The organism is Bradyrhizobium sp. RT6a (assembly GCF_040547675.1).
GTDB lineage: Bacteria > Pseudomonadota > Alphaproteobacteria > Rhizobiales > Xanthobacteraceae > Bradyrhizobium.
On the sequence record NZ_JBEPQC010000006.1, the window covers coordinates 340,669 to 367,623 of the forward strand.

Sequence of the window (26,955 nt, forward strand, 5' to 3'; positions counted from 1 at the left end):
CGACGATCCTATGACGATGGGCTTGTCGAAGCGGCTGTGCGCGCCGAGTTGTCAGCTGTGAAATCTACAGCAAAGCAGATCGATACGCGCGCGGTGCGCGGACGGATCACACGGGCGATCGGCACGTTGCTTCATGCAGTATTGCCAGGGGCACGTGTTGGGGAACTTTGTGTGTTGCAGGATCATGGCACTGGATGGTCACTTGAGGCCGAGGTCATCGGTCTGCTGCCGAACGGGGTGTTGCTGACGCCTATCGGCGAAACGATAGGCCTGTCCAACCGCGCGGAAGTGGTTCCGACCGGGCGAATCCGTGAAGTTTCAGTTGGACCCGATTTGCTTGGCCGCGTGATTGACAGTGCCGGCCGTCCGCTCGACGGCAAGGGGCCAATAAAGGCGGCCCACACTCGCCCGCTCCGCGGCAGGGCGCCCAATCCAATGAGGCGGCGTGGCATCGAGCGGCCGTTTCCGCTCGGCGTTCGCGTGCTGGATGGACTTCTGACGTGCGCCGAAGGCCAGCGGATCGGAATCTATGGAGATGCCGGTTGCGGCAAGTCGACCCTGATGTCGCAAATTGTAAGGGGCGCGGCCGCCGACGTGACCGTCGTTGCGCTTGTGGGAGAGCGTGGACGTGAGGTACGTGAATTCATCGAGCGTCATATCGGAGAGGATCTCGATCGTACGATTGTGGTCGTTGAGACCTCCGACCGCTCGGCAATGGAGCGGGTGCAATGTGCTCATATGGCGACTGCACTCGCGGAGTACTTTCGTGATCAAGGGCTGCGCGTCCTACTGATCATGGATTCATTGACGCGCTTTAGCCGCGCAATGCGCGAAATAGGCCTTGCCGCAGGAGAACCTCCGACGCGGCGCGGATTTCCTCCCTCCGTGTTTGCGCTTCTGCCTGGTCTGCTGGAGCGTGCCGGTATGGGCGAGCGCGGCTCGATCACGGCGTTCTATACCGTGCTGGTCGAAGGTGATGGCACGGGCGATCCAATCGCCGAAGAATCGCGCGGTATTCTCGATGGTCATATCATTCTTTCACGCGAGCTCGCGTCGCGTGAACATTTTCCCGCCATCGACGTGCTGTCGAGCCGAAGTCGCGTTATGGATGCGGTCGTCTCTGGGTCACATCGAAAGGCGGCATCCTTCTTCCGTGAACTGCTCTCACGCTACAATGAGGCGGAGTTCTTGATCAAGGTCGGTGAATACAAGCCGGGTAGCGATCCGCTAACTGACCGGGCAATCGCCTCGATCGAGCAGTTGCGGAAATTCGTGTGCCAGGGCCAGGACGAGCCCTCCAATTTTGAGGAGACCGTGACATGGATGTCGCGTCTGACGGCCTGAAACCGGTCGAAGCGTCGAAATTACGGCTCGTAAAGGACATAAGAGAGCGAAGCGTGCTTCGTAAGCTGTCCAATATTGAAGACAAGCGCCGCATTGCGTTTGAAGCCGTGGAGCGAGCTTCCAGCGATCTTGCAAGCGCCGAGAAACACCGCGCAAGCGTCGAAGATCAACTCTACCAGGAAATGGCATCTGTCGGTGCGATGTCCGTCACAGAACTCGACCATCGCTTCCATCGGGTCATTGGACGGCTCACAGCCGAGATCGCATCGAGGCGGGAGGCGCTTGAGCAGGCGCGCATCGCTCAAGAGCAGGCCCAGACGGCGGTTGTCGCAGCCCGCGCTCTCTGGGCCAAGCGTGCGGCGGCGAGCCACAAATGGCGACAGATCGAGCGCGATGTTCAGCGCACGACCGATGCTCGTCTGGAGTTCGCAGCCGAAATCGAAACGGACGATGATCAGTTGCTCCCGTATCAAGGTGCTTCACATAGCCAAGCGGTAGGCGTTTCAATTTGATGGCTGGCTCTCTGGCGCGACAATGTGGTCGTATAGAAATCACTTCGGCAAATACCCCGGGTGGACTTGCAGAGTTCGAGCCGTCTCTACTCCTGTCCCATGGCGTGATCTTGTGGCTCAATGAGATTGCCGCGCCGCGCATAGTTCTGCGGAGCCGCCTTGGCGAAAAGCCGCTATCCATTCGTATGAACCGGCTTGTGTGGCAGGCGGAACCGTCTGCCCTGGCCATGCTTGACTGCGTATTTCGCGTCGGAAGTGAACCGGCCGTATTGTCATTGCCCCGCCCGCTTGTGGAGACACTGATTGCGACGGTGCAGCCTGGCCTCACTTTACCGTCCGAGCCTACCCGTTCGCTCCTTCTCGAACTTGCGCTCGAATCCTTGCTCTGTCCACTGGAAGCGCTGCTCGCGCGGGAGTTGCAACTCTCACGCATCGCCGAAGCAAGCGCGCACGGCCCTTATCTGGAACTCGAGATCGCCCACGGGCCGCTCACGGGCAAGGCTCGCCTATTCCTATTCCCGTCCCTGGACGGTCCGGTTCCGTCCGCGTTCCGAATCTTAGGCGAGTTGCTCCGCCAATTGCCGCGCGAGACGCGCGCGCTTTCTCCGGAATTGCCTGTCATTATAGCAGCGGAGATTGGCTCGCTGCGCGTGTCCATCGCACTGATTCGTCAAGCACAGGCGGGCGACGCACTGTTGCCGGACGTCATTCCCCTTGCCGGCAGCGAGGTCATCCTCACCGCGGACAGGTTATGGGCTCCGGCACAGGTCACCGGTGACACACTGGTCCTGCGGGGGCCGTTCCGCCTGCAACCCCACCCTCTAAAGCGAGCACATATGATGACAAAGCGCCAAGCGCAGCAACTGATTCCTCCCTCCGAAGCCGACATCGACAGTGTTGAGATCACGCTTGTGTTCGAATGCGGCCGCTGGCCTATCCCGTTGGGCACGTTGAGAAGCATCAACGAAGGGCATGTGTTCGAACTTGGTCGCCGCTTTGGCAGCCCGGTCGACATTCTTGCCAATGGCCAATTGATCGGCTGCGGCGACGTCGTTCGGGTCGGTGAAGAACTGGCCATCAGGTTGCGTGGCAGGTTGGCGGTCAATGATTGACTTTCCACCAAGTATCGTTGCGCTTCTTGCGGTCACGGTGGGCCTCGGCCTTCTGGTTTTGGCAGTCGTCACAACAACGGCGTTCATAAAGGTTTCCGTCGTTCTCTTCCTGGTTCGCAACGCGCTCGGCACCCAATCCATCCCCCCAAACATCGTTCTGTATGGCGCTGCATTGATCCTCACCGTATTCATTAGCGCGCCAGTATTTGAGCAGACCTACAACCGCGTCACCGAGCGGCAACTTCACTACGAAACGCTCGATGACTGGGTGACCGCCGCCAAGGAAGGCAGCGAACCACTACGCGCTCATCTGAAGAAATTCACAAACGAGGAGCAGCGTACATTCTTCCTGTCGTCGACAGAACGTGTCTGGTCTGAGGAGATGCGCGGCAACGTTACGGCTAATGATTTTGCGATTCTTGTACCCTCGTTTCTGATCTCGGAGTTAAAGCGTGCGTTTGAAATCGGTTTCCTTCTGTATCTTCCATTCATCACGATCGATCTGATTGTAACGACGATCTTGATGGCCATGGGCATGTCCATGGTCTCACCAACACTAATATCTGTTCCTTTCAAGCTCTTTCTATTCGTCACGATCGATGGCTGGTCGCTGCTCATGCACGGATTAGTCTTAAGTTACGCAACGCCAGGAGGTTAAGGTGGACGAAGCCAACATACTCACTCACCTCAGCCGATCGCTTGTCCTATTCATGATCTGGGTTCTGCCACCGCTCCTGTCAGCCCTCGTGGCCGGACTGGGCGTTGGCATCATCCAGGCGGCAACGCAGGTCCAGGATCAAACCTTACCCCTCACCGTGAAGCTGGCCGTCGTCGTCGCCGTGCTGGTTCTATTTTCTCCAGTGCTGAGCGCCCCGCTTATTGAACAAGCCCAGCATATTTTCGCTGAGTTCCCCACTCTCACAGCGAAGTATTAGCGTGTGGAAGGCAGGGCAAAGTCTCCGCGAGAGTACGCCATCTGCCGTCGATGGGGCGAACCCAGCCGATTATTTGCGGCATTCTCGACTTCTAACATCAGGGCAGGGCGAGCGGGGCCTGTTCCATTGGCCGAAGCAAGCGACTAGCAGATTCTCAAATGCATGGTTTGTCACCCACCGAGACGCAAACACTGATCCAGACTGCTATGGACTTAGTTGTTGCGGCCGGCCTAGGTGCAGCCCGCGCTCTAGGCATCACGTTAGTGCTTCCCGTATTTACGCGACTGCACATGAGCGGGATGATCCGCGGTAGCTTGGCGCTCGTGATAGGACTGCCATGCTTGGCGCATATCAAGGATGGCCTGCAGACGCTAGATCCAGGCACCCGTATGATCGTCGTCGCGTTCATTGGTCTCAAGGAGATATTCATCGGCCTGCTGATCGGCATCTTGCTCGGTATACCACTATGGAGCATCCAGGCGGTTGGTGAGATCATAGACACCCAGCGAGGTGTTTCGAGCCAGGTGGACGATCCTGCGACCCACAGCCAAGTCTCGGCGACAGGTCTTTTTCTCGGGACCGCTGCGGTTACGATTTTCGTTGTGTCTGGAGGTCTGCAGACGATGGTCAGATGCCTCTACGATAGTTATCTAATCTGGCCCACATATCAGCTACTTCCTACCCTGACGCTGCAAGGGGCAACGGAATTTGTAGCGCTCCTCGACCATATCATGCATACGACCCTGCTGGTTTCTGGGCCTGTCACGGCCCTACTGCTCCTGATCGAGGTATCCCTCATCTTGCTCGGGCGCTTTGCGCCACAAATCAAGCTCAACGATCACTCCCCGACCATCAAGAATGTCGCTTTTGGCATCATCATGATCAGTTACACCGTCTATCTCATCGAATACATGGGCGCGGAGATCGTCCAGTTCAACGGCGTGCTGGAATGGCTCGCGAAGTTCTTGAAATAAACGGCGTGAGCGAAGAGAAGAAGCTACCACCAACCCCCAAGAAGCTGCGGGACGCGCGTAAGAAAGGACAGAGTCCGCGCAGCGCCGACTTTGTCACCGCCGTCAGCATTTGCGCGGGTTTCGGCTGCCTATGCGTTAGAGCGGGCCGGATTGAAAACGGCTGGCAAGAAGCGGTGCGGCTAGTCAATAAGCTGCAGGCGCAGCCCTTCAACAGTGCGGTCCGGCAGGCGCTGGTCGGATTGATGGAAATTTTTATTGCGGCAGTTGCCCCAATCATCGGAGCGGTGGTGATTGCGGCTATCCTGGCCAGTCTTCTGGCTAGCGGCGGGCCGACATTTTCTATGGAGCCGTTGAAACCAGGCTTTGAGAAGTTGGATCCCGTCAAAGGGTTGAAAAAGATTGTCTCTCAGCGATCACTTGTGGAGCTCGGCAAGTCACTAATCAAAGTATTGCTTCTCGGTGGAACTCTTCTTCTTGTTGTGGTCGCAAGTTGGAAAGCGCTTGTGTACTTGCCCGTCTGCGGTTTGGCTTGCTTCGGGTTTGTCTTTAACCAGCTCAAAGTTCTGATCGAGATTGCGGCCGGCGCCTTTCTGATCGGCGGTTTGATTGATCTTCTACTTCAGCGCTGGCTGTTCTTGCGCGATATGCGCATGACGCAGAGCGAAGCGAAGCGCGAGTCAAAGGAACAGGAAGGCAATCCTCACATAAAGAATGAACACCGTCGGCACCGGCGCGAGTCGGCGAACGAGTCGCCGCTCGGTATTCATCGGGCCACATTGATCCTGACCGGCCCCGCAATGTTGATTGGGCTGCGCTATGTTCGTGGTGAGACTGGTGTTCCGGTCTTGGTCTGTCGCGGTGAGGGCGAACTTGCTTCACGTTTGCTTGGTCAGGCGCGGGCGCTGCATCTCAGCATTGTCCAGGACGACATGTTGACGCGTCAGCTGATCCAAAAGGCAGCATTGGGGAAGGCCGTTCCGATCGACTTCTTCGAGAGGATTGCAAAAGCGCTCTTTGCTGTAGGCGTGGTCTAGCTTCGCGCGCACGCCCCCAATTGCACAACCTGATCTGCAAACGGCGCGATCACGAAGGAAAGCGAACATTGTTTGTAGGGTCGTCTGCTTATCGCTGACCGACTGACCAGAATATCAGCCAACATAGCGCCGTATGCTGCTTAGGATTGATGAGCCGCTCATGAACCTTCCGATAGAACTCTGTTCTGAGTTCCATGTTCCAAGTTGCCGTGGTCAGTCGGCGTGGTGGTCCTCCGGGCCGGAGAGGGAAGCACCGCACGATCGCCACTGGTTGGCACGACAGCTTCATTGCCCAGCAAGTCGCCGGGATCGTTCACCATGACTCCCAGGTTGTTCTGGATGGAGCAGCCAAGCGTTGGATTGAAAGAATTATCGTCTACCGAAGGGCCAACGATCGAAAGCGGTGGACAGATGGCAGGATGTGCTTCGTAGATAGTCGCCTCGATCCTTACCCCGAAATGGGCAGGCAGACTGATGGCGGAATCGGACAGGCGGATATTCCAGGGGGTAACACCCATCGCGCGGGCATCATGGGCCACCTGGGCAACCAGCCCGGGTGAGCCCGTGACATCGAGATGGAGTGCATCCCGCCGACCGCGACTGGCGCTCGCAACGAAGTCCCGCAGACGAGATCTCTCGACGCGACGAACGCCCTGTAGCAGCAAGACGCTTGTCTTTTGCTCTATCCGGATCGCTCGTTCAGCCTGCCCAGAATAGATCGCAGAACCGTTTGTGCATCCACCTACGCTCGCCGAAATAGCGATCAAGCAATACAGATTTCGCAAGCTCATTCGCTGTCCTCATTCGATGATAAAGTTGGCGCCGCCGTTAGCGCCTGGTTGTGCTTTGGGAGCATCACGGCCTCGCGGCGAACTTGCCAACGTGTTTGTTAAAGTGCGCCCTGCATCCGAGGGTGGTCCGATGCGGTCAGTGGGCGTGCTCATCTTGCCAGGACTCGATCCTGGTCGCACGATGTAGGGCGTGACAATAATTACCAGCTCCGTCTCGTCCTTCTGAAATGAGGAAGAACGAAACAGCGCACCCAGGATCGGCATATCGCCCAACCAAGGAAAACGGCCAATGTCCGTGCTGAAATTGCGCCGGATAAGCCCTCCGATTGCAAAGCTTTGACCGCTGGCAAGCTCGACGACCGTACTGGCACGCCGCGTGGAAAGACCGGGTATAGACGTTCCATTGACGCTGACTTCGCCTACTTTCGACAGCTCGCTGACCTCAGGCTTCACGTGAAGATTGATCTGGTTGTTGCTGAGAACCGTCGGGACGAACTCTAAGCTAATCCCAAATTGACGGAATTGGACTGAGACCTGCCGATTGTCCTGCATGACCGGAATCGGAAATTCGCCGCCTGCCAGGAAACTTGCTGATTCGCCGGACATGGCGGTAAGGTTCGGTTCAGCCAGTACATACGCGAGGCTCTCGTTAGCGAGTACGTCTAGAACAGCACTGACGTTCGCACCGCCAATGCCATACCCGACGCTTGCCGAGCCGGCTCCACGGGTGTCGCTGGCACCACCAGCTTTGCCACTTTTAAAGCCGAAAACGAAAGGGCCGGTTTGACCCGAGGCAGAGAGGTTAATGCCAAGCTCCTTCATGGCGGTGCGCGAAACCTCGGCGACTCGCACGCTAAGATTGACCTGAAGTGAACCGGCCACCTGGATCTTGTTGACGACCAGCGCATCCGCACCGAGAAACTGCTCCGTGATCTTCTTGGCGCTGTCGACGAGATCGGGATTTGGTGCTGTTCCGCTAAGAATCGCGCCGCGCGGCGTATAGCTAACTTGGATCGGATAGTCCCCGAGCTGCGCCTTCAGCGCGGCACGCAGATCCTCTATAGGTTGGGTGACGACAACGCGAAGCTCGGCTAGCGCCTCGCCATTATCGTTCAAAGCGAACAAGCTGGTCCGCCCCGAGTGTTTTCCAAACACGAAGATGGTCGTGTTCGACGGCGCCTGATAGTCCGCGATGGTCGGGTCGGCAACAAAGATGCTCGCAGCTGGCGCTGGGAGATGAATCGTTTTGCCCTGCGAGGAGGAAAGATTCAGAGTTCCCTGAAGGCTATCAGCAGTCGCGCGTGGCGTCCCCACAGTACCAACCCGCTTTAACTGAGCTGTGGCGGCAAAAGGAGATAGTAGAGCGACCATGCATAGCGCACAAAAAATGCAGGGAATAGCGGCAGATGTGACGGCGCTCGGCCCTCCGCGGCTGACATGATGAGTGTTAGGAGCGAACTTCAAGGGAGCCTTCGCTTTCAGGTTCAATCGATTGCGCAGCGGGCACCTGCGCCAGTTCAAGTGCATAACCGACGCCGCGCACAGTTGTGATCCGTAGCGTCGCGCCGGACCGGCTCAAATGTGTACGTAAGCGGTAGATCCCAACTTCTAGAGCATTGGTCGAGACCTCGTCGTCGAACGCATAGAGGCCCTCCTCCAGTGACGCTCGTGGTACGGTGCGGCCAGCGCGGCTGAGCAGATGTTCAAGAATGCACAGTTCGCGCCGGGCGATCCTTAGTTGCCGATCATCAATTGAAACTTGCCGGCCGATAGAATCAAAATGTAGATTTCCGAACGTAAGGACGGGCGCTGTCATTTGCGGCGATCGTCGCAAAATGGCTCGCATACGAGCGACGAGTTCATCGATAGATACTGGCTTGGGCAGGAAATCGTCGGCGCCGCCGTTGAAGATCGCGAGTCGCCTGCCCAGATCGTTCAACTTGCTCACTATTATGGCGGGAATCGAACATCCCTCGCGTCTCAACTGCTTCAGCCAGTCCAAGCCATCTCCATCGGGCAAAACCAGTTCGAGCAAGACAATGTGATAGCTGGCGCAAGCAAGGGCGGTCTCCGCCTCGTCAAGAATGCGGACTACATCCACGGCAAAACCGCAAACCAACAGCGCTTCCTTTACAGCGCGCGCAAACTCCGCATCACGATCAACCACGAGAATTCGCATTCTATCGCCCTTCGCACATCTGTCCCAAAAGCCGAGCGCATTACGGCCGTAAATGAGGTCTGGCCGATCTCAAGAGCTCCCGTTTCGTCTGACTGTCCGAAGCCCGGACCAATGGCGGAGATCATGGTCGCCACCGACGAGCGTCACCCGAGCTTGTTCAGCCTGTTGGCGACTGCGGCGTCTCGCCCGGGGTCGCACGCATTGTCGGCGACGCTCAAGATGCCACTTCCGGCTGGAAGGGCGCCTGAATCGTTTCTGGACATCGATGGCCATAGCAGAACGCTGGCGCATCCGTATGCCCGCAGTTACCGCGGTCATTGACCCGCCGCTGAGGACAGTATCGAAACTGCCGCTCTCCGAGCCAGAAGCAAAAGCGCACGAGACAATGGCCGGATTTCTGCCTGAATAGACACGAGGAGTCGACATTTGAAGCTCCCAAATCGATTGGTCTGCGTCGGTCTTGCTGTGCTCTCGATCTGATGGACCGCCAAGTGACCCCCAATGCAAGTTGCCGGAAGGTAAATTGGGCCTCTGTAGGCCAATGAGCCAATAGATACTGGTGAGGAACGACCGATCTGGCTCGGACGGGAGGAAGGCTCCCTCCCGAAACTAGCGAGTTCCAGCAGTCGCTATATTCAGTCATGTCTGACGTCCCGGATGCTGCTGTCAGGCCGCTGTCCAGAAATGTGGCCGCGGAAACAATAGGAAAGTGAATCAGCAATCGATTCGGCCGCATGTTGGCGTCGTCATCCATCTGGTTTGAGCGGGTGCGCCGCGTGCAATTCATCTCTCGGCGCAAACGGCATGGTATCGAAGTTGGGCTAGGCGCAGCAGGGGGCGGACGGAGACAGTCCGCCTTGCTCTCGGTCCGCTCGCAGTTTCCGGCTGCAATTGGGGCACCGGCGAATCGTATGCCCTGTTGCACAAGAGATCTTTCCTATAGGCCTTCGGCAGGAGGCATGCTCGCAAAGCGTCACGCAGTCGAGCGGCGCGATGTGTAGCCTTCAGACATTCGCTATTGTCGCCTAACTGTCAGCAAGTGTTGAGGCGACCGATGCCGCGACTTGGCGCAAAGCCCACACTCTGACGTTAGGTGCGATTCAAGGGGCTTTGACAGTGATTGATCGATTACCAACTCCCGTGGCGGGCACCGAACTGCGACAAGCCAACCCGCGTGAGTCCATCGACTGGCACACGGTGGTCGACCTAGTCAGCTCGTGTTCCAAAACTACGCCCCGCAAACGAGCAATCAGGCAATCTTTCTTTGCGTTTTGGGCAAGGCATTACGTGCTCGACAGTGCGATAGATCGATTTGGCTCAGACGCCGCAGTTAATAGCCACACTGTAGCCCGTTGGGTATCCACGTCTTGCATGCCGCCAACTCGTCGTTGAGTTGGCCTGCGACGGACTGACGAACCGCTTTGCGCATGATATTCCCCAATGTTTCTTCCAGGAGCGATTGCCTGTGGAATGCTCCTTCCAACAGCGATTCACTATCGGCCTTTAGGTAAAATTGACAAATCCATTGTTTTTATGGACCGCATCCAACTGCCGAATAGATCATGGAGCGGCGCATCGGCGCATGCTGAGGTGTCGATTGCGCTGCGACGAGCGGGCTCGCGATAGGGCATGAGATCATGGATGATGCGGAATGTGGTAGGCAACAGTTGCGATCGCATTTGTCCCCGCGCAACGAGAGCGGGGTGAGTAAACAGCCCAGCGCTAGCAGGCAGATACCTCAACTGCATAGGCGGGTATCCAGAGGTGACGACCGGTCGCATTGAGCGCGTGGCCGCACAGGGCGCTGCGGTGAAAGCTCGGAAGGTCTTGTGTCCGCTCAAAATGACTTGACGACGGCGTTAAGCGAAATCGAGTTTTTCCGAGAGCGGCTTGCCCTGATCCGTCTGGCGCGTCTCGCTATCCGGCTCGGCGTTTTTGCCGACCGAAGCCGCCTTCCAATCCTCGGCGCGGACGAAGCCGCGCTCGATGCGCGGTTCGCCGTGATAGTCGAGGCAAAAAAAACGCTCCAGCAATGGCAATATCGCCAGGATCAAACTGCTCGGCTCCGGTCAGGGCTTCGATTTCGGCTTCAAGGGCTTGCAGCTTTTCGGCAAACTCCTCGGAGCCATCGTCCTCGTCGGAAAGCGCATTGTGGCGTTGTTCAAGTTCGACAAGCTTCGCCTGATCCGTGTCGCTAAGCGGCGCGGCCTCGGCAAAGACGCGGCGCGTGTCGGAGGTCATTTCATGATTGAACTCCGGTTCGACCACGATCCATTTCCAGCCCTCGGCCTTGATCGTCGCCGCTTCCGCCGCCAATTTCTCACGGACAAGGCGGTTGAGCAACGCGGCATCGGCGAAGAACCCGCCGCCTTCCTCGTCGAACAGGTCGCGGATGATCGCACCACCCGCCGCCTCATACGCAGCGGCTCCGACAAACGACGCGCGGCGATCATCAGAGGATACCTGTCCCTCCGACAACGCTTGCAGGATCGCATCGCGACTGCGGTTGTAGGGAGGTAACTCGTTCCATACCTGCTCCTGCCGCGCATGGTCGTCGGTAATGGCAAACGCGGTCGGTTCTTCGAGGGTCAGTTCCTCGTCGCGGTAGGCTTGCATCAGCTTTGGGCTGATCGCGCCTAGCTTGAGGCGTTGCTTGACCACGGCAGCCGTGACACCGAACCGCGCGGCGATGTGTCCTCGGCGGCCATGCCTTCCTTGCGGTGCAATCGGGCGAAGGCCTCGAACTGGTCGGCGGGGTGCATGGTGGAGCGGATCACGTTCTCGGCGAGGCTGATCTCATGGGCGTTGTGCGCGGTATCGAGGATGCGGCGCACCGGCTCGGCCTTCGTGATCTCCTTCCGCTTGGCGCGAAGCAGATGCGCGAGCCTCCTTCCTTCGCCGATGGTGACGAGGTAATAGCCCGTTTCCTTGCCATCCTGTTTCCGCTCCGGCTCGACCACAAGATTTTGCAGTAAGCCCTTGGCGGCGATGCTTGCGGCCAATGCCTCGATGTCGGCTTTCGGATGCGGGGTCTTGCGTGCGTTCTTCGGTGATTTCTTCAGCCGATGCAACGGAATGAAAAAGTGTGCTTCCGGTTTCGGCGGTGGCTTCTGTCGTGGCGGTCATGGTGGTTCTCCTTGTTGGTTGTGTTGCGGGGTGAGGCACTGCACGGCGAGGCACGTGATTGCTCATGCGGCGGCCTCCGCTTCTGCGGGTGTTTGCAAGCCGTGCAGGAAATCGGCGGCGCGTTGCGCATGAGAGGCGGCGGTGAGAATCGCACGGCTGTCGGCTTTCAAAACGTTCAGCCAAGATTCGATGTAAGAGGCATGCTCTGCGCGAGGCTCGGGGGTTAATTCGAGGTCGGCGGAAAGGAAGGCCGCGCCAAGTTCCGCAACATATCCTCCATGGCGTAACCTTCGTCGACCCAACGCTTGCGCCCAAAATCGCGGTCAAGGCGCGTCGGGTGTTTCGTCGCGTGAGTGGTTTCATGCGCGAGGGTCGCGTAGTAGCTCTCGGGATCATGGAAACTCTCGATAGGCGGCATCTGCACGTGGTCGGTGCTGACGCTGTAATAGGCGCGATTGCCGCCATGCCGCACAACTACGCCGGTCGCGGAAAAGAAGCTTTCCACCCGCCCAATGCGCTGAATGGTCGGTGTTAGCGGGGCAGGCTTGGCGTAATAGAGATCGGACAATCCATCGATTTCTGCTCGGCATTAAAAACGGTGTAACCCTTCATGTAATGAATATCGCGGACGTTTTCTTCTTGGGTTTCCGCGTTGGTTTCGGTGCGGGTGATCTTGTCGGCATAGACAACAGGACTGCCTTTCTCGCCCTTGCGCACATTTACGCCGAGAGCGAGTGCTTGCCCGAAGGTCATCCAGACCGGCGCGGAGTAGCCCTTCGCCATCGCCTGCATCCACAACGCAAGAACATTCACGCCGCGATAGGCAACGCCGTTATGTCGGAGCGGCAGGGCAACGCGCCCCTCCATGTGCGCCGCGTTCCAAGGCTGGTGCCAAGGCCGGACTCCGGTCTCAAACGCGCTAACGATCTGATCGGTGATGTTCTGATAAATGTCTTTCATGGTTCGCCTCTTTCGGTGCTGGTTGCAGCGGCTGCTGCAACCCTACCCGTCGGCGAGACCGGGTCTCTAGCCGCGGATTTGGCAAGAGATCGGTCACGCTTCCGTGCAAGGTTGCAGCAGCTGCTGCTGCAACCCTGCCCATCGGCGAGATGGGGGTAGCAAGCGGAAAGCCCCTTCGCGGGGAACCAGAACGCAAGAAAATTGACGCCCTTCGCTTCGCGGCAGTTTTCTTGCGTTCTGGGCGGAAGGGGCTTGCAGCGCGCGAGCGCGAAGCCCTTAGGCCCTTTGCGGCGGCAGCCGCATAATAAAGCGCCCCGCAGAGGAGACGGACAGACATGAGCGTCGGGCTGCCGGAGAAGTGGCCGCACATGGAAGACACGAAACAGGGTTTGGCCGCCAAGACGGTCAAGCATTTTCCAAACATTTACGCCGGTCACGGCCGGCGTTATCTAAAGAATCTCTACGAGGGAGCCTGGGTCTCTTCGCGGTCCAATCAGCGCAATTTCGTCGAGCTGGCCGCATGATAGGGTTCGTTCAGAAGAGGGTGCCGCCATGGGTAGCTCGGCGTGCCGATCGACACAGGGTCAATTGTCGCCATCCCGGTCTGCGCGGTCACCATCCCTTCCGTCCACTCGCGGAGATACCTTTCGGCGCGAGCCGAAAGGATTCCTCAGGCCGCTACGGAGCTGGCCAATTCGCTACCTTCTGTCTTGTTGCTCCAGCGGAAATCCTGTTCGTTTATCCACATACGGGGTAGGACGATGGCCAATTTGCGGGCGACGGCAATGAGCGCTCTGTTGAAGCCGCTCCTTTTGGCAACCTTCATTCCCCAAGCCCTGAGTGTCGACCATTTCCTGCTGGAGGACAACAAGATGGTGGCGGCCTGAACAAGGTGCACGCGCGTCATGGAGTTGCCGAGCCTGGAAATGCCCTCTTGATAATCTGTTTCTCCCGACTGGTGCTGCTTTGGTGTGAGGCCGAAATAGGCACCGATATCTTCGTCGTTGGAAAAGCGGAGCGGATTATCGACGGCTGTTACAAAGGACAGCGCGATGATCGGTCCGACACCCGGCGCTGTCATCAGCCGCCGGCAGGCCGGGTTGTCTCTGGAAACTGCTTCCACACGCCGGGTCAGAATGGCCAGGTGCTTGCAGAGGTCCTCGTAGAGATCGAGGGACGGCATGATCCCATCGCTCAACGTGAGGCCAAGTTCGTCGGCCTTGGCGAGAGCCGCCATCACTCGCTCGCGGAAGGTATTGCTGTTGACGTTGCCGCGGGGCACGAGGAGCCCGAACGGTTTGAGGCTGCCGGTGATGTTGTTCTCGAGCCCAACCCTTTGCTGCACCAACTGTTGCCGTTGGCCCGCGTTGACGCCGTTGCTGCTCGCGCACGCGCCGCGCCAGCGGAAGCAGCTTTGCAAATGCCGCTTCGAGCCCGCTGTTGCCCGCGATCTGCGGCCGATGTCGCGGATCACGCGGCCGAGATAGGTCCGCAGCGTCTTGAGCTTCCGGTTGGCGCGCTTGAACTGCTTGGCGTGGGCATAGCGCTGATGCTGAATCAGGACGAGCTTGCCCACCCGCGCATAGGACTGGCGCAAAGCCAGCCCGTGAAGCTTCCCCAGCCGCACCAGCTTCTCCGCGCCCGGTTCAGAAGCTTCGCATCGGTGGGGAACGTTACGTTCTTGGGCTGAACCGTCGTGTCGACGATCACCCGTGACAGCTCGGACGGCTTGATCGCCTTGGTCCTGGTGGCAACCGACAGGCTCTCCTGGATCAGCGCAGCCAGCCGCTCTTCGCCCATCCGGTTGCGCCAGCGCGTCAGCGACGAACGATCGAACACCAGCCGGTGCTGGAAGAACTCCTCGCCGCAGAAGTATTGGTAATAGGGGTTCTCGACCCACCGCTCGCACAGCACCTCGTCGGAGAGGTCGTAGGTGTGCTTGAGGATCGCCAGCTCCACCATCAACCGCGTCGGCAGCGGCGGCCGCCCGGGATCATCGGTGTAGACCTCACCGAACCGCTCCTCCAGGGAGCTCCAATCCACCGTGCGGCCCAGCGCCACCAGTGGATGCTTCATGTCGATGATCTGGTCGAGCCGAGAGCGAAAAAGATCCTGCTCTCCCGTCTGGATCCGCTCCCGTGGTCGCATCTCGCCCCCTCGCCAAAGCAGTCAAAGGCGAGTGAATCACAAATCAAGTTTGCAAGGAATCTGGAGGGTTCTGTGAGGTCGCGCTCACGCGCTGGCGCGGCATGCGCAGTTACGCGACCTCATTGAAGCCGGATTGAACGAAGGCGCGGGCGGGTATGCGTGGTTTTGCAGCTATGGGGATTGTTGGAAATCGCAAGGCCCGGTCTGCCGGCTCGGCACGTGAGGCAGAGCTGCGAGATGTGTGCATCGGGGAAGAGTTGAGATCAGGCGCGCTTTGCCGGAGATCGCGACAGGCGTTTTACTGCATCGGACGGTTGTTGTCGCGCCGTGTGGCAGCACGGATTCGACAGCGTCCACGATGATCGAGACGCTGGGAGTGGGATGACACATGATGATTGTCGTGCATGGCATGAGCTGGCTCACGATGTGTCGCACTGGAACGGTGATGTTCGAGGGCTGGAGCAATTGAAGCTGTGTCGAAAGCGCTCGACGATGCGCATGACGCCGCCACAATCGGGACAGGGAGGAACCTCGGCCCGCGTCGGAGGGTCCGAACTCACGGGCGACGCCTCAATATTGTTTGGCGCTGTCCGCTCATGATCAAGAAGGGCACGGCAAAGCGCGAGCTTGGCGGCGCGATGGCGGTTAGCCATGAAACCGAAGTGGTGGATGCGATGGAAGCCATGGGCAGCGTGTGAAGAAGGAAGCGGCGGATGAACTCGTCGGCCTTGAGCTTCATGATCTTTGTCGCGCCGTTCTGGCGGTAGTCCTTCCAGGTAAAGGCGACGTGATCCTCGTCGGAGGGCTACGAGCCGGCTGTTGGCTATTGCAACGCGATGGGTATAGCGGCCGAGATAGGCCAGCACCTGCGCGGGGCCGCCGAACGGCCGTTTGGCGTAGACGACCCAGCTGATGCGCCGCATGGCGACGAGGTGAGCTGTGAAGGCAGCAGGCTCGGCCAGGGATGCGAGATCGCCGAAGAAGTTCAGGGTGCCGGCGTCGAAGGCGGCGGTCAGACGTTCGAGGAACAGGCGTCTGAACAGCCGGACGAGCGGTTTGACGGCCAGGAAGAAGTTTGGTCGGCTGGCGATCCAGCGCGGCGCGCTATCGGGCGAGAGGCCGCCGCCCGGCACGACGCAGTGGACGTGGGGATGGTGCGTCAGCGCCTGCCCCCAGGTGTGGAGGACGGCGACGACGCCGATCCCGGCGCCGAGCCGGCGTGGATTGGCGGCGAGCGTCGACATCGCCTCGGCGGCGGCTTTGAACAGGATCGCATAAACGATGGCCTTGTTCTGAAAGGCGATCGCGGCGATCGGAGCCGGCAGTGTGAAGACGACGTGGAAATAGGGAACCGGCAGCAGGTCGGCTTCTCGCGCGGCGAGCCACGCGGCCCGGGCTGGCCCCTGACACTTCGGACAGTGCCGGTTGCGACAGGAATTATAGGCGACGCGTGTCGTGCCGCAGTCGTCGCAAGCCTCCATGTGGCCGCCGAGCGCCTCGGTCCGGCACGCCACGATTGCGCTCATCACGCGCCGCTCGACCCGACCGAGATGACCGGCATGTACACGGCGATAGGTGTCGCCATGCCGGCGCAGAATATCGGCAATCTCGATGGCGGGCCTGTTGGCGCGGCTGTCGGGGCGGATCATCACCCGCATCCCGCCGCGGATCATCCAGGTGGCGTCACCTCCAGCGACAGGCGATCGAGCGGGCTCTGCGTCGCCCGGATCGTATCGGTGGCGACCTGCGTGTAGCGCGCTGTCGACGACAAATTATTGTGCCCGAGCAAGACCTGGATGATCCGGATATCGGTTCCGTTCTCGAGAAGATGCGTCGCGAAGCTGTGGCGCAGCGTGTGGAGCGTGACGCGCTTGGGCAGGCCCGCAGCCTTCACCGCCGACCGACAGGCGGCGTGCAACACGGTCTGATCGATCGGATGATCTTCGTCACGACCAGGGAACAGATAAAGCCGCGGCCGGGCGAGCCGCCAGTAGGTGCGCAGGATGCCCAGCAGCTGGGGCGACAGCATCACGTTGCGATCCTTCGCGCCCTTGCCGTGGCGCACCTGGATGACGCCGCGGGCGCTGTCGATGTCTTCGATCCGCAGTCCCGCGACTTCGGAGGCCCTGAGCCCGGCCGCATAGGCCGTGGTGAGCGCGGCGCGGCTCTTCAGGCTGGACACGGCCTCGAGGAACTGAACCACTTCGTCGGCGCTGAGAACGACCGGCAGCTTGCGCGGTTCTCGCGCATAGGGAATGCGCTCCGGGATGAGCGCCTCGCCGAGCGTGACGCCGTAGAAAAACCGTAGCGCACAGACGATCTGGTTCAGCGCTGGCCATGAGATGCCGGTCGAGACCAGATGCACCTGGAAGGCGCGGACGTCTTCCAGCTCTAACCGGTCAGGCGATCGGCCAAAATAGCGGCTGAACTTCGAAACCGCGCTGATGTAGGATCGTTGCGTCGCCGGCGACAGATTGCGGACGGTCATGTCTTCGATCATGCGGCGGCGAAGAGGGCTCAAATCGGCCATCTCGATACTCCTGTCTGAGGGGGATGGGCTCCAACACCCACATCCTCTCAGCCAGGAGGCGATCTACGCCACCTTACCCCTCACGCCGCGGCAGCGGCTTCGTTCAATCCCGATCCAAAAGCCCGCTTTCCGGCAAATCCGGTCACGGCAAAACGCCGTTTCTGGATTCCAGATCAACGGCTCGGGATTTCTTCACGGACGACGACATCGCATTCCTATCTTCCGCGGAAGTCGATCGACACGGCAACGTCAATGTGAGCTGCTTCGGCGACAAGATCATAGGACCAGGCGGCTTCATAAACATCAGTCAGGGCGCCCGAAAAGTCGTTTTCTCCGGCACTCTCACGGCGTCCGGATTGAAGGCGGTCCCGGACGGGGGGCTCTCGTCATTGCTAATGAGGGAACGGTCAAAAAGTGGGTGAAGGACGTCTACCAAATCACCTTCAGTGGCCCTTTTGCAAAGGAGCGCCAGCAAGAGGTCATATTTATCACAGAGCGTGCCGTATTCAAGCTTACGCCGCACGGTCTGATGCTGACCGAAGTAGCGCCATGCATATCAGTCGAGAAGCACGTGCTGCCGAATATTGATTTCGACGTACTCGTGTCACCCGACCTAAAGCTGATGGACGCAAGCATATTCAAGAATCAGCCGATGAACTTGGCGGTGCGGTTCCACGAAGGCGCCGGACGGACGTAAGGGAGCGGCTGACGTGAAGTTCGTTTCAAGAGAATACGAGCACCAGGTCGAGATCCTGGCGATGAATAGGCCAGAGCGACGCAACGCTCTGGGCGAAGACATTCTGAAAGATCTGGTTGAATCGGTGGGCAGGGTGGCCAACGATAAAGACGTAAACGTGATATTGCTCGCTGGAAACGGCCCCGGTTTCTCGGCCGGTGCAGACCTTAAAGATTTTTCGGCCGGCGGCATCAACGATACCTTTGACCTGAATCGCCGACTGGGTGCATTGTGCACTCTCTCGCTCTTGTGAGAAAGCCTGTCGTCTGCGCTGTCGATGGGTTTGCCTTGGGCGGCGGCTTTATGCTCGCAGCCTCATGTGATGTTGTCGTATCGGCTCGAGTCACGCGCTGGCATTTGCCGGAAGTGTCTCAGGCTGGTTGCCGGGCTTCGGACTGAACACGTTAGCTGCGCGCGTTGGGCCGTTTGCAGCTCGCTCCTTGAGCTAGAGCCCGTACTGCGATCGATGGCGTGGAGGCTCATCGGCTGGGACTAGCTGACATTCTGTCGCCTCCAACTGAAACTGCTCGCGAGGCGGCGCTCCGCTACGCCAAAGGACTGGCGGCAATGCCGCCTCATGCCGTGCTGACCGAAACAATTTTTCTCCACTTCAGTAACCGCGAGGGCAGAAGTCATGGATGACTTGGCGAACCGCTACTTTACTCAGGACATACTCCACGAGACGGCACGAGCAAATATGTAACGCTTCCTTCCGAAGAAGACCGCCGGCGCCTAGCAATACTTTGGCAGATTTATTGGATTGATCGTCGCAACAAGATTCGCGGTACCTTCGTCCTGGACTACTTCGGGGCAGTGTACTCCAAGGAGCTGCTCGTCGCCTCCCGCCTCGCGATCATTAGAAATATTGCCAGGCCACTTACGGCGTAGAGCGAGATGTTAACAGCGAGCTTGACGAAAGTTGAGCCGCGTCATACCGCTACTCAATCTACCGTCCCTGTAAGTTTCCATTCTGCCAATTGGCGCCAGGTTGTCGTGCGCGTGCGCAATGTCGTGTTCACGACATGCCGACGGTTTGACTTTGGCCGGAACATACGCGCCGGTTTCTGTTTTGCGCCCACTTGGCGTGCCGTGCCGCCGTGCGCAGGCCATCCCGAAATTGGCCCGGCCTTTGCTTCGCTGCATGCCAAACGATCTGTGGCTCGCTGCTTTGTCGGATTTGCCCGCCACAAAACGTGGATCACCATGGAACGAAAGGCGATGCCATGAAGAACCGGAGCTCAGTCACCGCCACGGCGGTAGGTACGGCCACCGGTGCCTTCGACTCGACGACGCGCACCGCGCTGGCGGTCGAGCTCAGAACAGATGGTAGCATTGACCTATACTTTCCTGAAGAGGGCGTCGTATTTGCCGAGGACTCGGTCAAGTCGGATCGACCAGTCAGCTTCACGCTTCGGAACGGCCTGCATGGCCGCGAAGCTCTAGGCGATGGGTTATGAAGCCTATTTCTACGAGGCGGCTGCGGGCGGACATGGCTATGGCCGGGACAGCAAGGAGCACGCCGGCTTCGAGGTGCTGGGCTTTCGCTTCCTGAAGAGCAAGATCGGCTGGCTTGACGGCGAGGCTTTGGGCGGGGCCCGGCGCTTATGATCCCACAAACTCCAGCGTGATTGTGGCATGAGATTTCAGTGGTAGGAGATTGGAAAGAAGCTCGGTTTGACCAGCCCATTCTGAACCCTACGCTATCCAGCGGCATTGGGGGCAGCCTTTTCATTTCTAACGTTTCAATGTTCGATGGAGAATACGATTGCGCAGCCGCCAATTTCGAGGCGGCAACACGAAGGAGACGAGATGAAGCAGCGCGATGTGGCCGAAGTCAATCTTCACGACCTACAGGTCTCGGATCCGCTGATTGGGAAATGCCAGCAATTGGTGAGGGACGTGGCGATTCCCTATCAATGGGACGCGCTGAACGACCGCAATGCCGAAGCGACACCGAGCCACGCAGTAGAAAACTTCCGTATTGCCGCCGGACGTGCGAAGGGGGAGTTCTACGGCACGGTTTTTCAGGACAGTGATGTCGCAAAATGGCTAGAGGCGGTTGCTTGGTCGCTGTGCCAGACACCCAATCCGGACCTAGAGAAAGCCGCCGATGAGCTGATTGAATTGATTGCGGCATCCCAATGCGGCGACGGCTATCTCAACACTTATTTCTTGCTAAAGGCGCCTCAGGAGCGCTGGAGCAACCTGGCGGACTGTCACGAGCTTTACTGTGCCGGCCACTTGATTGAGGCCGGCATCGCTTTCTTTCTGGCTACCGGCAAACGACGCCTGCTGGAGGTCGTTTGCAGACTTGCTGACCACCTCGGCACAGTTTTCGGCCCGGAGCGCGATCAGCTCCACGGCTATGATGGCCATCCAGAAATTGAACTTGCATTGACGCGCCTCTACGAAGTGACACGGGAGCAGCGATATCTGTCGCTAGCCAGTTATTTCGTGGAGCAACGCGGCACAGAGCCGCACTTCTATGACATTGAATACGATAAACGCCGGCAATCATGCCAGGTCAGATCAAATGGCGCGCCCTGGATGGTGAAAAATAAAGCCTATAGCCAGGCGCACCTGCCAATCTCGGAACAGCGGACCGCAACCGGTCATGCGGTGCGGTTTGTATACCTCATGACTGCGGTCGCTCATCTCGCGCGTCTGCGTCAGAACGAGCAGCAACGCCAGGCTTGCCTGCGGCTATGGCAGAACATGGTACAGCGCCAGATCTATATCACCGGGGGTATCGGCTCGCAAAGCTTCGGCGAAGCGTTCAGCAGCGATTACGATCTGCCCAACGATACTGCGTACGCGGAAAGTTGCGCGTCGATTGGCCTGATGATGTTCGCGCGCCGTATGCTGGAGATGGAGGCGGACAGTCGCTATGCCGACGTGATGGAGCGCGCGTTGTACAATACGGTCCTGGGCAGTATCGCTTTCGATGGGCGTCACTATTTCTATGTTAACCCGCTCGAAGTTCATCCCCAAACGCTCAGGTCTAATGGCATCTACAATCATGTGAGGCTGGTGCGGCAACGCTGGTTTGGCTGCGCGTGCTGTCCGCCGAACATTGCACGCCTTTTCACATCAATTGGTCATTACATCTATACGCTAGGCTCCGACGCGCTCTATATCAATCTCTACATTGGCAATAGCGTGGCAGTATCGGTGGGCAGGCAAACGCTTCGGTTGCTCATGAGCGGCAACTATCCTTGGAGGGACGAGGTGGAAATCGCCGTGGAATCTGCACAGCCAGTCGCCCACACGCTCGCCCTGCGCCTGCCGGAATGGTGCAGCGCGCCGGAGGCGACTCTAAACGGCGAACCTGTCCATTGCGAGTCGCGCAAGGGCTATTTGCATATTCACCGCACGTGGCGGCAGGGAGATCGGGTCAAACTATCGCTGCCGATGCAAGTACGCCGCGTATACGGTCATCCGCAACTTCGCAATTTGGCCGGCAAGGTGGCTATCCAGCGCGGCCCTTTGATGTACTGTCTGGAAGAAGCCGACAATGGGACCGAGTTACACAACCTTTGGCTTCCTGCAGAAAGCCGGTTTTCGCTTATCGAAGGCACTGGTCCCTTTAGCGACAAGATTTTGCTGCAGGCTGATGGAGCCCGGTTGCAACACACGCGTTCTGAAGAAAGGGCCCTTTATCAGTACGACAAGGTGCCTGGACAGCTGCAACCGCAGCGGCTGACATTCATTCCGTGGTTCAGCTGGGCTAACCGCGGCGAAGGCGAAATGCGGATTTGGATTAATGAGCGTTGACGCGAACGCCTGAGTGGTTCGTCAAGTTTGGCCGTAATGATGCCATATCATCCAGCCTTCCGCGATCGCCAGCTGATCTGCCCGGTCTTGGCCGGTGAACGCGGAGACCCGACACAGCTACACCACGCCGAGGGAGTACGTCATGCCAAGCTGATGATTGCCGGTGGGTGCAAGTCCCATCCGGCCAAAGAACGCTGGGGTCCGAAGTGTAGACAGGAGTCGTGCGGGGTGCGGGAATGCGCTTGGAAAGGTGGATGTTTGCGGAGCTGCCGAGTGTGTTCCCTAAACACGAAGGCTGCATTAGCATCGTCGAAATGCGAGACGATGCCGCTCCGTCGGGGTCGATGGCCGCATCACGCATGGAAGGTAACCATCGGAACATGAGAGGCCCGACCGGGTCCGCTGGATTGGCTCTCCGTCGTCAGATGATTTCAGACTGATCAGGCTTTTCGAGAAGGGAGGCTCTTGCTCATCAGGGGGCACCCACTACTGCGGGCGGACCCGGAACGGCCGGTTTATCGTGAAGCACAAGACGGAAGGGAAACGCCTGACGCGCCAAGCTGACGGCGTTGCGCCAGGAAGCTTGGCGGCTCATGCACGAGTCACTGGCCACCCAGCACGAGTGGTTCGCCGCAGTGCTGCGTGGACACTACGGCTACTACGGCAGGCCGCACAATTATCCAGCGCTCAACGGCTTCTATCGCGAAGTGCGTCGGACTTGGCTGCGCTGTCTGAGACGGCGCAGTCAGAAAAGTCGGCGTATGGGCTGGTCGGAGTTCGAGGCCCTCACGGCACGCTTCCGTCTGCCCGTTCCACCCATTACTCGCACTTGGGCGCAGGCGCGGATATGACGCGGGTTACCCTCGGGAAGAGCCGGGTGCGGGAAAGCCGCCTGCCCGGATCTGTGAGGGCGAAAGCCAAATGGCTGAGCTACTTGACCACGATCTTATCGCATTCGCGGTACGCACTCGCTGTATCCAACCACGCGCCATCGAACTGCAGCGTCAGAATGCTTGCTGCATTGCGATTCACTTTGATTTACGAGCATCAGCGCCATCCCAAGCTGCACGAAAAGCGAGTCAAGGCAGATTTGAACTCCGATTCGCCATACTGAAGCCGCTCGCCCGATGGACAGCTCAAGCTGTGGAAGATGCCTTCGTCAGCTGATCGTCAGGCAACTCACGCATTTTGACCCGACGCGCCTGAGTAGCCTGAAACTCGATGCGAAACATAGGAAGCGAATCTCATGCTTGGTCGAATTGGTGACAACACTTCGGGACCGCGCAGTTCGCAATCAAGTGATGCGTCTGGGAAAGGCAAACAATTGTTCGAAGCCGCCGTGGAGCAGATGTGTTCTGAGCTTCAAAATGGAGGAAGGTCCGCCACCAGCAGTTCGCGTTTTCTCGACGAGGCTGTCGCTCATAAGACTTCCGTCCCCTTCCTTGATGCAGATCACCTCATACCGCGGAACCAGGTGCAGGCACTGCGCCACCGTCCGGTCCCGCCTTGGCATCTGATCCTGCAGCCGGGGCGGCGATGGCCATCCATCCGCCGAGCCCGAGTGTGGCGACCCCCTCACCCAAGAACAAAATGAAAAGCCTGCGTCGCGAACTCCGCGACGCCGTTAATGCGAGCTGGGAGTACCACAATAAGGAGGACGGCATAAAGATGTTTGATCGAGTCGTCAAAGCAGGCGCAGAAGTTCTGGAGTACTACGCAGAACTGGCCGCACTTGATCCTGATGGCGCTCGAAACATACTGTCCAACTTCGATGCGCTTAAGGCGCGCACGCAGGTGCTCGAATATGGACGCAAATGCTGCGATGCCAGCTGCGATCAAATTGACCAACTGTACGCTGACAGAGTCAGTAAGAGCGACTGGTTCGAAAAGCTCCGATCCAAGGTCAGTCCCGACCAGCTGAGCAACATGGCTTCCAGTGCGGCGAAGGGCAATAAGGCCTGCTTGGAGTGGTTAGAAACGTGGGCGTTGCGCAAAGAACAAATGCGGATAGTCTGCGCCGCTACGGTCAACCTATGTCCTGACGGCCCCGCCGCACTGCGGATGCATACCGGCTCGGCATTCGTCGCGAAGGTTGGACGGCTGGAAGGGCGTGTGACGGCCGCCCAATTTGAGCTTAGTCAGCTGGCGGGCACCTGCGAAGCAGCCGGGAGCGAGCTCTTCACGAGTGAGAACGAGGGAATGCGTCAGCTGCAACGCTCAATGTGGGATGTTTACAGCGCAGTTGGATCGACGGGCCCTCTAAACAGAGAGGACCGTCTCGAACAAAAGTGCCTCGACGTATTGGGAGAAGCCTCCGAGAGGCTTTTGGAAATTGGGTCGGCGCTCCATAGCATGATTATCAGGCTGAGCGATCAGCGAATCGGTACCGGCCTCCCATTGAGCTTGTTGAAGCAGATCGAGCAGGAGGCATGGGACACTGCACATCACGCCGCGGGCTTCCTGGCAATGCAGCCGCCGCCGCCAGCCATCATTGCACCTCCGGCCGATTCTTGGGCCGCCATACCGGCCGCTGGCGCGGCAGGGCGCAGCAAACGAAAAGGCAAGAACCAGCTGCTCGCTGGCGCTGTCCATTCGCCTATGCCGCCGGAGCCGCAAGTTGCGCCGGCCGCCAGCGAAACTGGGCCAGCGATGGTTGTTGTGCGCTCGGACCTGGGTACGAAAACTCTTGTGAAGGCGGCGGATGCGATGGTCTCGGCCGCGGCGAGACAATTGGAGATGTGGCGGCCCCCAACCTCGAGAGCGGAGCTGAAGCCACTGCTCGAGCGCTTGGACGAACTTTTAAAGTTCGATGTGGCTGGCCAGCAAAGCGCCGCCTCAAAAGCGCGCTACATGAAACCCGAGGACGCCAAACACTTCGTCGAGACCACCATCAAGCGACTGCAGGAGCAAGCCAAAGAGATGGACGCGCCCCTGAAGGCCTTGGAGGACCATCATCTACGCCTCCTACTCACGCCTGCGCGAATGGGCGAAGTGCACAAGAAGATAGTCGCGCTTGGGTACGTTCGGGCGAACGTGAACGGATTGGCCGAGCGTTTGGACCGAGACATGGCGGATATGCTGATGGATTGCAGGAAGAGCTATCATCTTCCGACGCAGAACTACCTCGAACACTTGCGGAAGGCCAACGAGTTGAGAGTTCACCCTCCACAGCCGCTGAAGGGCGGGGACGGCAAGCTGTTCTCCATTAAGATCGAACCCAAGCCGCTGATGAGTGGACGAGTGCCGGCTCCGATGTGGGTGCACATCCATACGAGAAGGCAGACAGAGGCAGGCCAGCTGCCGACACTGCATGACAACGAGTTCACCGCTTGCCACGTTAAGAACAATGAACAGCACGGCCACAATCAGCAATGGCTGGATGCTCAGGCCGAGGAGGGTTGCGATAAGTTCGTCATTCACCGTGGCAAGCTCAGCACCGCGTTCTGCAAGGCTTTGCTAAACGGCATGTCTTAGCGGCGATCCACAGCAGGCACGTCGACGCGCTTGACGCCCTAGCTTTTGATAGGCCATCATAGAAGGTCTTAGCGGACAGCATGTTGCCTAGAACAAGCCAGATCTCGCGCGTTGTCAGTGGATTCTGAAGCAACTCATTGAGCGTTGCCCAGGCACCCGCCGCCGTCTCCGAAACCGGCTTGCGAATCCTTTTTTGAACGGTGAGCTTAACCTTGTTGTCGCCTGAAAACTTGTGCGCGCGGTTCCACAAATTGAAATTGCCTGGCTTTTGCAAGGAATAGGTTGAAAAAAGAGCCATGTTCTTCTGAGCCTGAGCGCATATTCCTGTACGGCAGAGGCAGAAAATTCGCGAAACTTGTCAGACGCCTTTGCATGCACAAGGACGACTCTACGATTGGACGCATCCGCAAAAATGAAATCTGCGCTTTCCTTGCTCATGTCATCACAGATGCACAACGACGGAGCAAATTTGACATGCTCAGTGGAGTGGGCCCCTCGGGGCGGACAGGATGGCTTTCAGCAATAGACCGGGCGGCCGGGCTTTCAGAGGATGAAGGCCCATGGCAAAGCATCGAACCCACAGCGTCGAGTTCAAACGGCAGGTGTCACAGGAGTATCTGAGCGGCGAGACGCTGCACGGACTTTCGAAGCGGCACAATGTCTCGCGTAACTTGATCCGGATCTGGGTCGACAAGTTTCAGGCAGGCGCGCTCGATGAGGACATCGCTTCCGCCGATCTGCTCGAGACGTATGAAGCGCGTATCGCTGCGCTCGAGCGATTGGTGGGCAAGCAGGCTCTTGAACTGGAGTTCCTAAAGGGGGCTCTTCAGCCAAGACCTCGGCCGAGAAGCGAGACCACATCCGTTATTGTCGGCCCCGCGGCATCAGCCTTGCCGAAGGGTGCAGGCTGATGGGAAGTAAGCGATGTTCTCAGGCCACGCGCCAGCGTTCTTGGGTAGCGAGATAGGCCCAGGGTAGCAGTTCGTCGATCTGGCTGTTCGGGTGGTCGTTGACGATGCGGGTGATGACGTCGGCGAGATAGGCGTGGGGTTCGACGCCGATGAGCTTGCAGGTTTCGATCAGTGAGGCGATGACGGCCCAGTGTTCGCCGCCGCCGTCCGAGCCAGCGAACAGGGCGTTCTTGCGGTTGAGCGCGATTGGGCGGATAGCGCGCTCGACGACGTTGGAATCGATCTCGATGCGGCCGTCGGCAATGAAGCGCGTCAGCCCGTCCCAACGCGACAGCCCATATCGGATGGCCTCCGCGAGTTTGGTCTTCTGGCTAATCAGACTAAGCTTGGCGCGCAGCCAGGGTTCGAACTCGTC

The 26,955-nt window shown here is 58.7% G+C and carries 25 protein-coding genes and 3 pseudogenes; 16 read left to right on the forward strand and 12 right to left on the reverse strand.

What is annotated here, in order from left to right; all coding sequences use genetic code 11:
* Positions 1-36: 36 nt before the first annotated feature.
* The 7 genes from sctN to ABIC03_RS29230 all read left to right on the forward strand — a co-directional run bounded on the left by sctN (position 37) and on the right by ABIC03_RS29230 (position 5,911).
* Positions 37-1,344, forward strand: a complete 1,308-nt coding sequence (gene sctN / locus ABIC03_RS29200; RefSeq protein ID WP_474425303.1) for a type III secretion system ATPase SctN — start codon at positions 37-39, stop codon at positions 1,342-1,344.
* Positions 1,320-1,856: a hypothetical protein gene (locus ABIC03_RS29205; RefSeq protein WP_354063160.1), complete on the forward strand. Its 537-nt coding sequence runs from the start codon at positions 1,320-1,322 to the stop codon at positions 1,854-1,856. The genes sctN and ABIC03_RS29205 overlap by 25 nt, the downstream gene beginning before the upstream one ends.
* Positions 1,853-2,968: a type III secretion system cytoplasmic ring protein SctQ gene (gene sctQ, locus ABIC03_RS29210; protein WP_474424084.1), complete on the forward strand. Its 1,116-nt coding sequence runs from the start codon at positions 1,853-1,855 to the stop codon at positions 2,966-2,968. The genes ABIC03_RS29205 and sctQ overlap by 4 nt, the downstream gene beginning before the upstream one ends.
* A complete protein-coding gene (gene sctR, locus ABIC03_RS29215) occupies positions 2,961-3,626 on the forward strand; it encodes a type III secretion system export apparatus subunit SctR (RefSeq protein WP_283018032.1) in 666 nt (221 codons plus the stop codon). Before sctQ ends, sctR begins: the two co-directional genes overlap by 8 nt.
* Position 3,627: 1 nt before the next feature.
* Positions 3,628-3,903: an EscS/YscS/HrcS family type III secretion system export apparatus protein gene (locus ABIC03_RS29220; RefSeq protein WP_275173712.1), complete on the forward strand. Its 276-nt coding sequence runs from the start codon at positions 3,628-3,630 to the stop codon at positions 3,901-3,903.
* Positions 3,904-4,061: 158 nt separating this feature from the next.
* Positions 4,062-4,877: a type III secretion system export apparatus subunit SctT gene (gene sctT, locus ABIC03_RS29225; RefSeq protein WP_354063165.1), complete on the forward strand. Its 816-nt coding sequence runs from the start codon at positions 4,062-4,064 to the stop codon at positions 4,875-4,877.
* Positions 4,874-5,911, forward strand: a complete 1,038-nt coding sequence (locus ABIC03_RS29230; RefSeq protein WP_354063225.1) for an EscU/YscU/HrcU family type III secretion system export apparatus switch protein — start codon at positions 4,874-4,876, stop codon at positions 5,909-5,911. Before sctT ends, ABIC03_RS29230 begins: the two co-directional genes overlap by 4 nt.
* Positions 5,912-6,069: 158 nt before the next feature.
* On the opposite strand, the gene ABIC03_RS29235 is transcribed toward ABIC03_RS29230, so the two are convergent.
* The 7 genes and pseudogenes from ABIC03_RS29235 to ABIC03_RS29265 form a co-directional block, all read right to left on the reverse strand.
* Positions 6,070-6,702, reverse strand: a complete 633-nt coding sequence (locus tag ABIC03_RS29235) for a CpaD family pilus assembly lipoprotein (RefSeq protein WP_354063167.1) — start codon at positions 6,700-6,702, stop codon at positions 6,070-6,072.
* A gap of 9 nt (positions 6,703-6,711) precedes the next feature.
* On the reverse strand, positions 6,712-8,073 hold the full coding sequence (locus ABIC03_RS29240; RefSeq protein WP_354063169.1) for a type II and III secretion system protein family protein: 1,362 nt from the start codon (positions 8,071-8,073) through the stop codon (positions 6,712-6,714).
* Between the two features lie 76 nt (positions 8,074-8,149).
* Entirely contained in the window at positions 8,150-8,881 is a 732-nt protein-coding gene (locus ABIC03_RS29245; protein WP_354063171.1) for a winged helix-turn-helix domain-containing protein, read from the reverse strand.
* Between the two features lie 1,917 nt (positions 8,882-10,798).
* Positions 10,799-11,542: a hypothetical protein gene (locus tag ABIC03_RS29250; protein ID WP_354063173.1), complete on the reverse strand. Its 744-nt coding sequence runs from the start codon at positions 11,540-11,542 to the stop codon at positions 10,799-10,801.
* The gene (locus ABIC03_RS29255) at positions 11,518-11,952 is read right to left on the reverse strand and encodes a ParB/Srx family N-terminal domain-containing protein (RefSeq protein ID WP_354063175.1); all 435 of its coding nucleotides are present in this window, start codon (positions 11,950-11,952) and stop codon (positions 11,518-11,520) included. The genes ABIC03_RS29250 and ABIC03_RS29255 overlap by 25 nt, the downstream gene beginning before the upstream one ends.
* 117 nt (positions 11,953-12,069) lie before the next feature.
* Positions 12,070-12,512: pseudogene (locus tag ABIC03_RS29260) on the reverse strand (zincin-like metallopeptidase domain-containing protein).
* Positions 12,513-12,538: 26 nt separating this feature from the next.
* Entirely contained in the window at positions 12,539-12,967 is a 429-nt protein-coding gene (locus tag ABIC03_RS29265) for an ArdC-like ssDNA-binding domain-containing protein (protein ID WP_354063177.1), read from the reverse strand.
* A 335-nt stretch (positions 12,968-13,302) separates the two neighbouring features.
* On the opposite strand from ABIC03_RS29265, the gene ABIC03_RS29270 reads away from it, so the two are divergent.
* Entirely contained in the window at positions 13,303-13,491 is a 189-nt protein-coding gene (locus ABIC03_RS29270; RefSeq protein ID WP_354063179.1) for a hypothetical protein, read from the forward strand.
* Between the two features lie 146 nt (positions 13,492-13,637).
* Here the strand turns inward: ABIC03_RS29270 and ABIC03_RS29275 are convergent, their stop codons facing one another.
* The 4 genes and pseudogenes from ABIC03_RS29275 to ABIC03_RS29290 all read right to left on the reverse strand — a co-directional run bounded on the left by ABIC03_RS29275 (position 13,638) and on the right by ABIC03_RS29290 (position 17,645).
* The gene (locus ABIC03_RS29275; protein WP_354063181.1) at positions 13,638-14,312 is read right to left on the reverse strand and encodes a transposase; all 675 of its coding nucleotides are present in this window, start codon (positions 14,310-14,312) and stop codon (positions 13,638-13,640) included.
* Positions 14,313-14,328: 16 nt separating this feature from the next.
* Positions 14,329-15,115: pseudogene (locus ABIC03_RS29280) on the reverse strand (IS5 family transposase); the annotation flags it as partial.
* Positions 15,116-15,534: 419 nt separating this feature from the next.
* Positions 15,535-16,764: an IS91 family transposase gene (locus ABIC03_RS29285; protein WP_354063183.1), complete on the reverse strand. Its 1,230-nt coding sequence runs from the start codon at positions 16,762-16,764 to the stop codon at positions 15,535-15,537.
* A gap of 20 nt (positions 16,765-16,784) precedes the next feature.
* Entirely contained in the window at positions 16,785-17,645 is an 861-nt protein-coding gene (locus tag ABIC03_RS29290; protein WP_354063185.1) for a tyrosine-type recombinase/integrase, read from the reverse strand.
* A 418-nt stretch (positions 17,646-18,063) separates the two neighbouring features.
* Here ABIC03_RS29290 and ABIC03_RS29295 point away from each other — a divergent pair, with 418 nt between their 5' ends.
* The 8 genes and pseudogenes from ABIC03_RS29295 (at position 18,064) to ABIC03_RS29330 (ending at position 26,540) form a co-directional block, all read left to right on the forward strand.
* Positions 18,064-18,342: a hypothetical protein gene (locus ABIC03_RS29295; protein WP_354063187.1), complete on the forward strand. Its 279-nt coding sequence runs from the start codon at positions 18,064-18,066 to the stop codon at positions 18,340-18,342.
* A gap of 13 nt (positions 18,343-18,355) precedes the next feature.
* On the forward strand, positions 18,356-18,634 hold the full coding sequence (locus tag ABIC03_RS29300) for an enoyl-CoA hydratase/isomerase family protein (RefSeq protein WP_283018039.1): 279 nt from the start codon (positions 18,356-18,358) through the stop codon (positions 18,632-18,634).
* Complete coding sequence (locus ABIC03_RS29305) at positions 18,631-18,780, forward strand: enoyl-CoA hydratase-related protein (RefSeq protein ID WP_354063189.1); 150 nt, start codon at positions 18,631-18,633, stop codon at positions 18,778-18,780. The genes ABIC03_RS29300 and ABIC03_RS29305 overlap by 4 nt, the downstream gene beginning before the upstream one ends.
* A gap of 824 nt (positions 18,781-19,604) precedes the next feature.
* Positions 19,605-19,838, forward strand: coding sequence for a hypothetical protein (locus tag ABIC03_RS29310; protein ID WP_283018040.1), 234 nt, complete (start codon positions 19,605-19,607; stop codon positions 19,836-19,838).
* Positions 19,807-19,989: pseudogene (locus ABIC03_RS29315) on the forward strand (hypothetical protein); the annotation flags it as partial. The gene ABIC03_RS29310 and the pseudogene ABIC03_RS29315, both read left to right, overlap by 32 nt.
* 201 nt (positions 19,990-20,190) lie before the next feature.
* On the forward strand, positions 20,191-22,155 hold the full coding sequence (locus ABIC03_RS29320; protein ID WP_354063191.1) for a glycoside hydrolase family 127 protein: 1,965 nt from the start codon (positions 20,191-20,193) through the stop codon (positions 22,153-22,155).
* A gap of 1,536 nt (positions 22,156-23,691) precedes the next feature.
* A complete protein-coding gene (locus tag ABIC03_RS29325; protein WP_354063193.1) occupies positions 23,692-25,629 on the forward strand; it encodes a T3SS effector XopP-like protein in 1,938 nt (645 codons plus the stop codon).
* A 560-nt stretch (positions 25,630-26,189) separates the two neighbouring features.
* A complete protein-coding gene (locus tag ABIC03_RS29330) occupies positions 26,190-26,540 on the forward strand; it encodes a transposase (protein WP_354063195.1) in 351 nt (116 codons plus the stop codon).
* Positions 26,541-26,559: 19 nt separating this feature from the next.
* On the opposite strand, the gene ABIC03_RS29335 is transcribed toward ABIC03_RS29330, so the two are convergent.
* Positions 26,560-26,955 (reverse strand): IS66 family transposase (locus ABIC03_RS29335; RefSeq protein ID WP_354063197.1); only part of this gene is annotated, 396 nt, incomplete at its 5' end.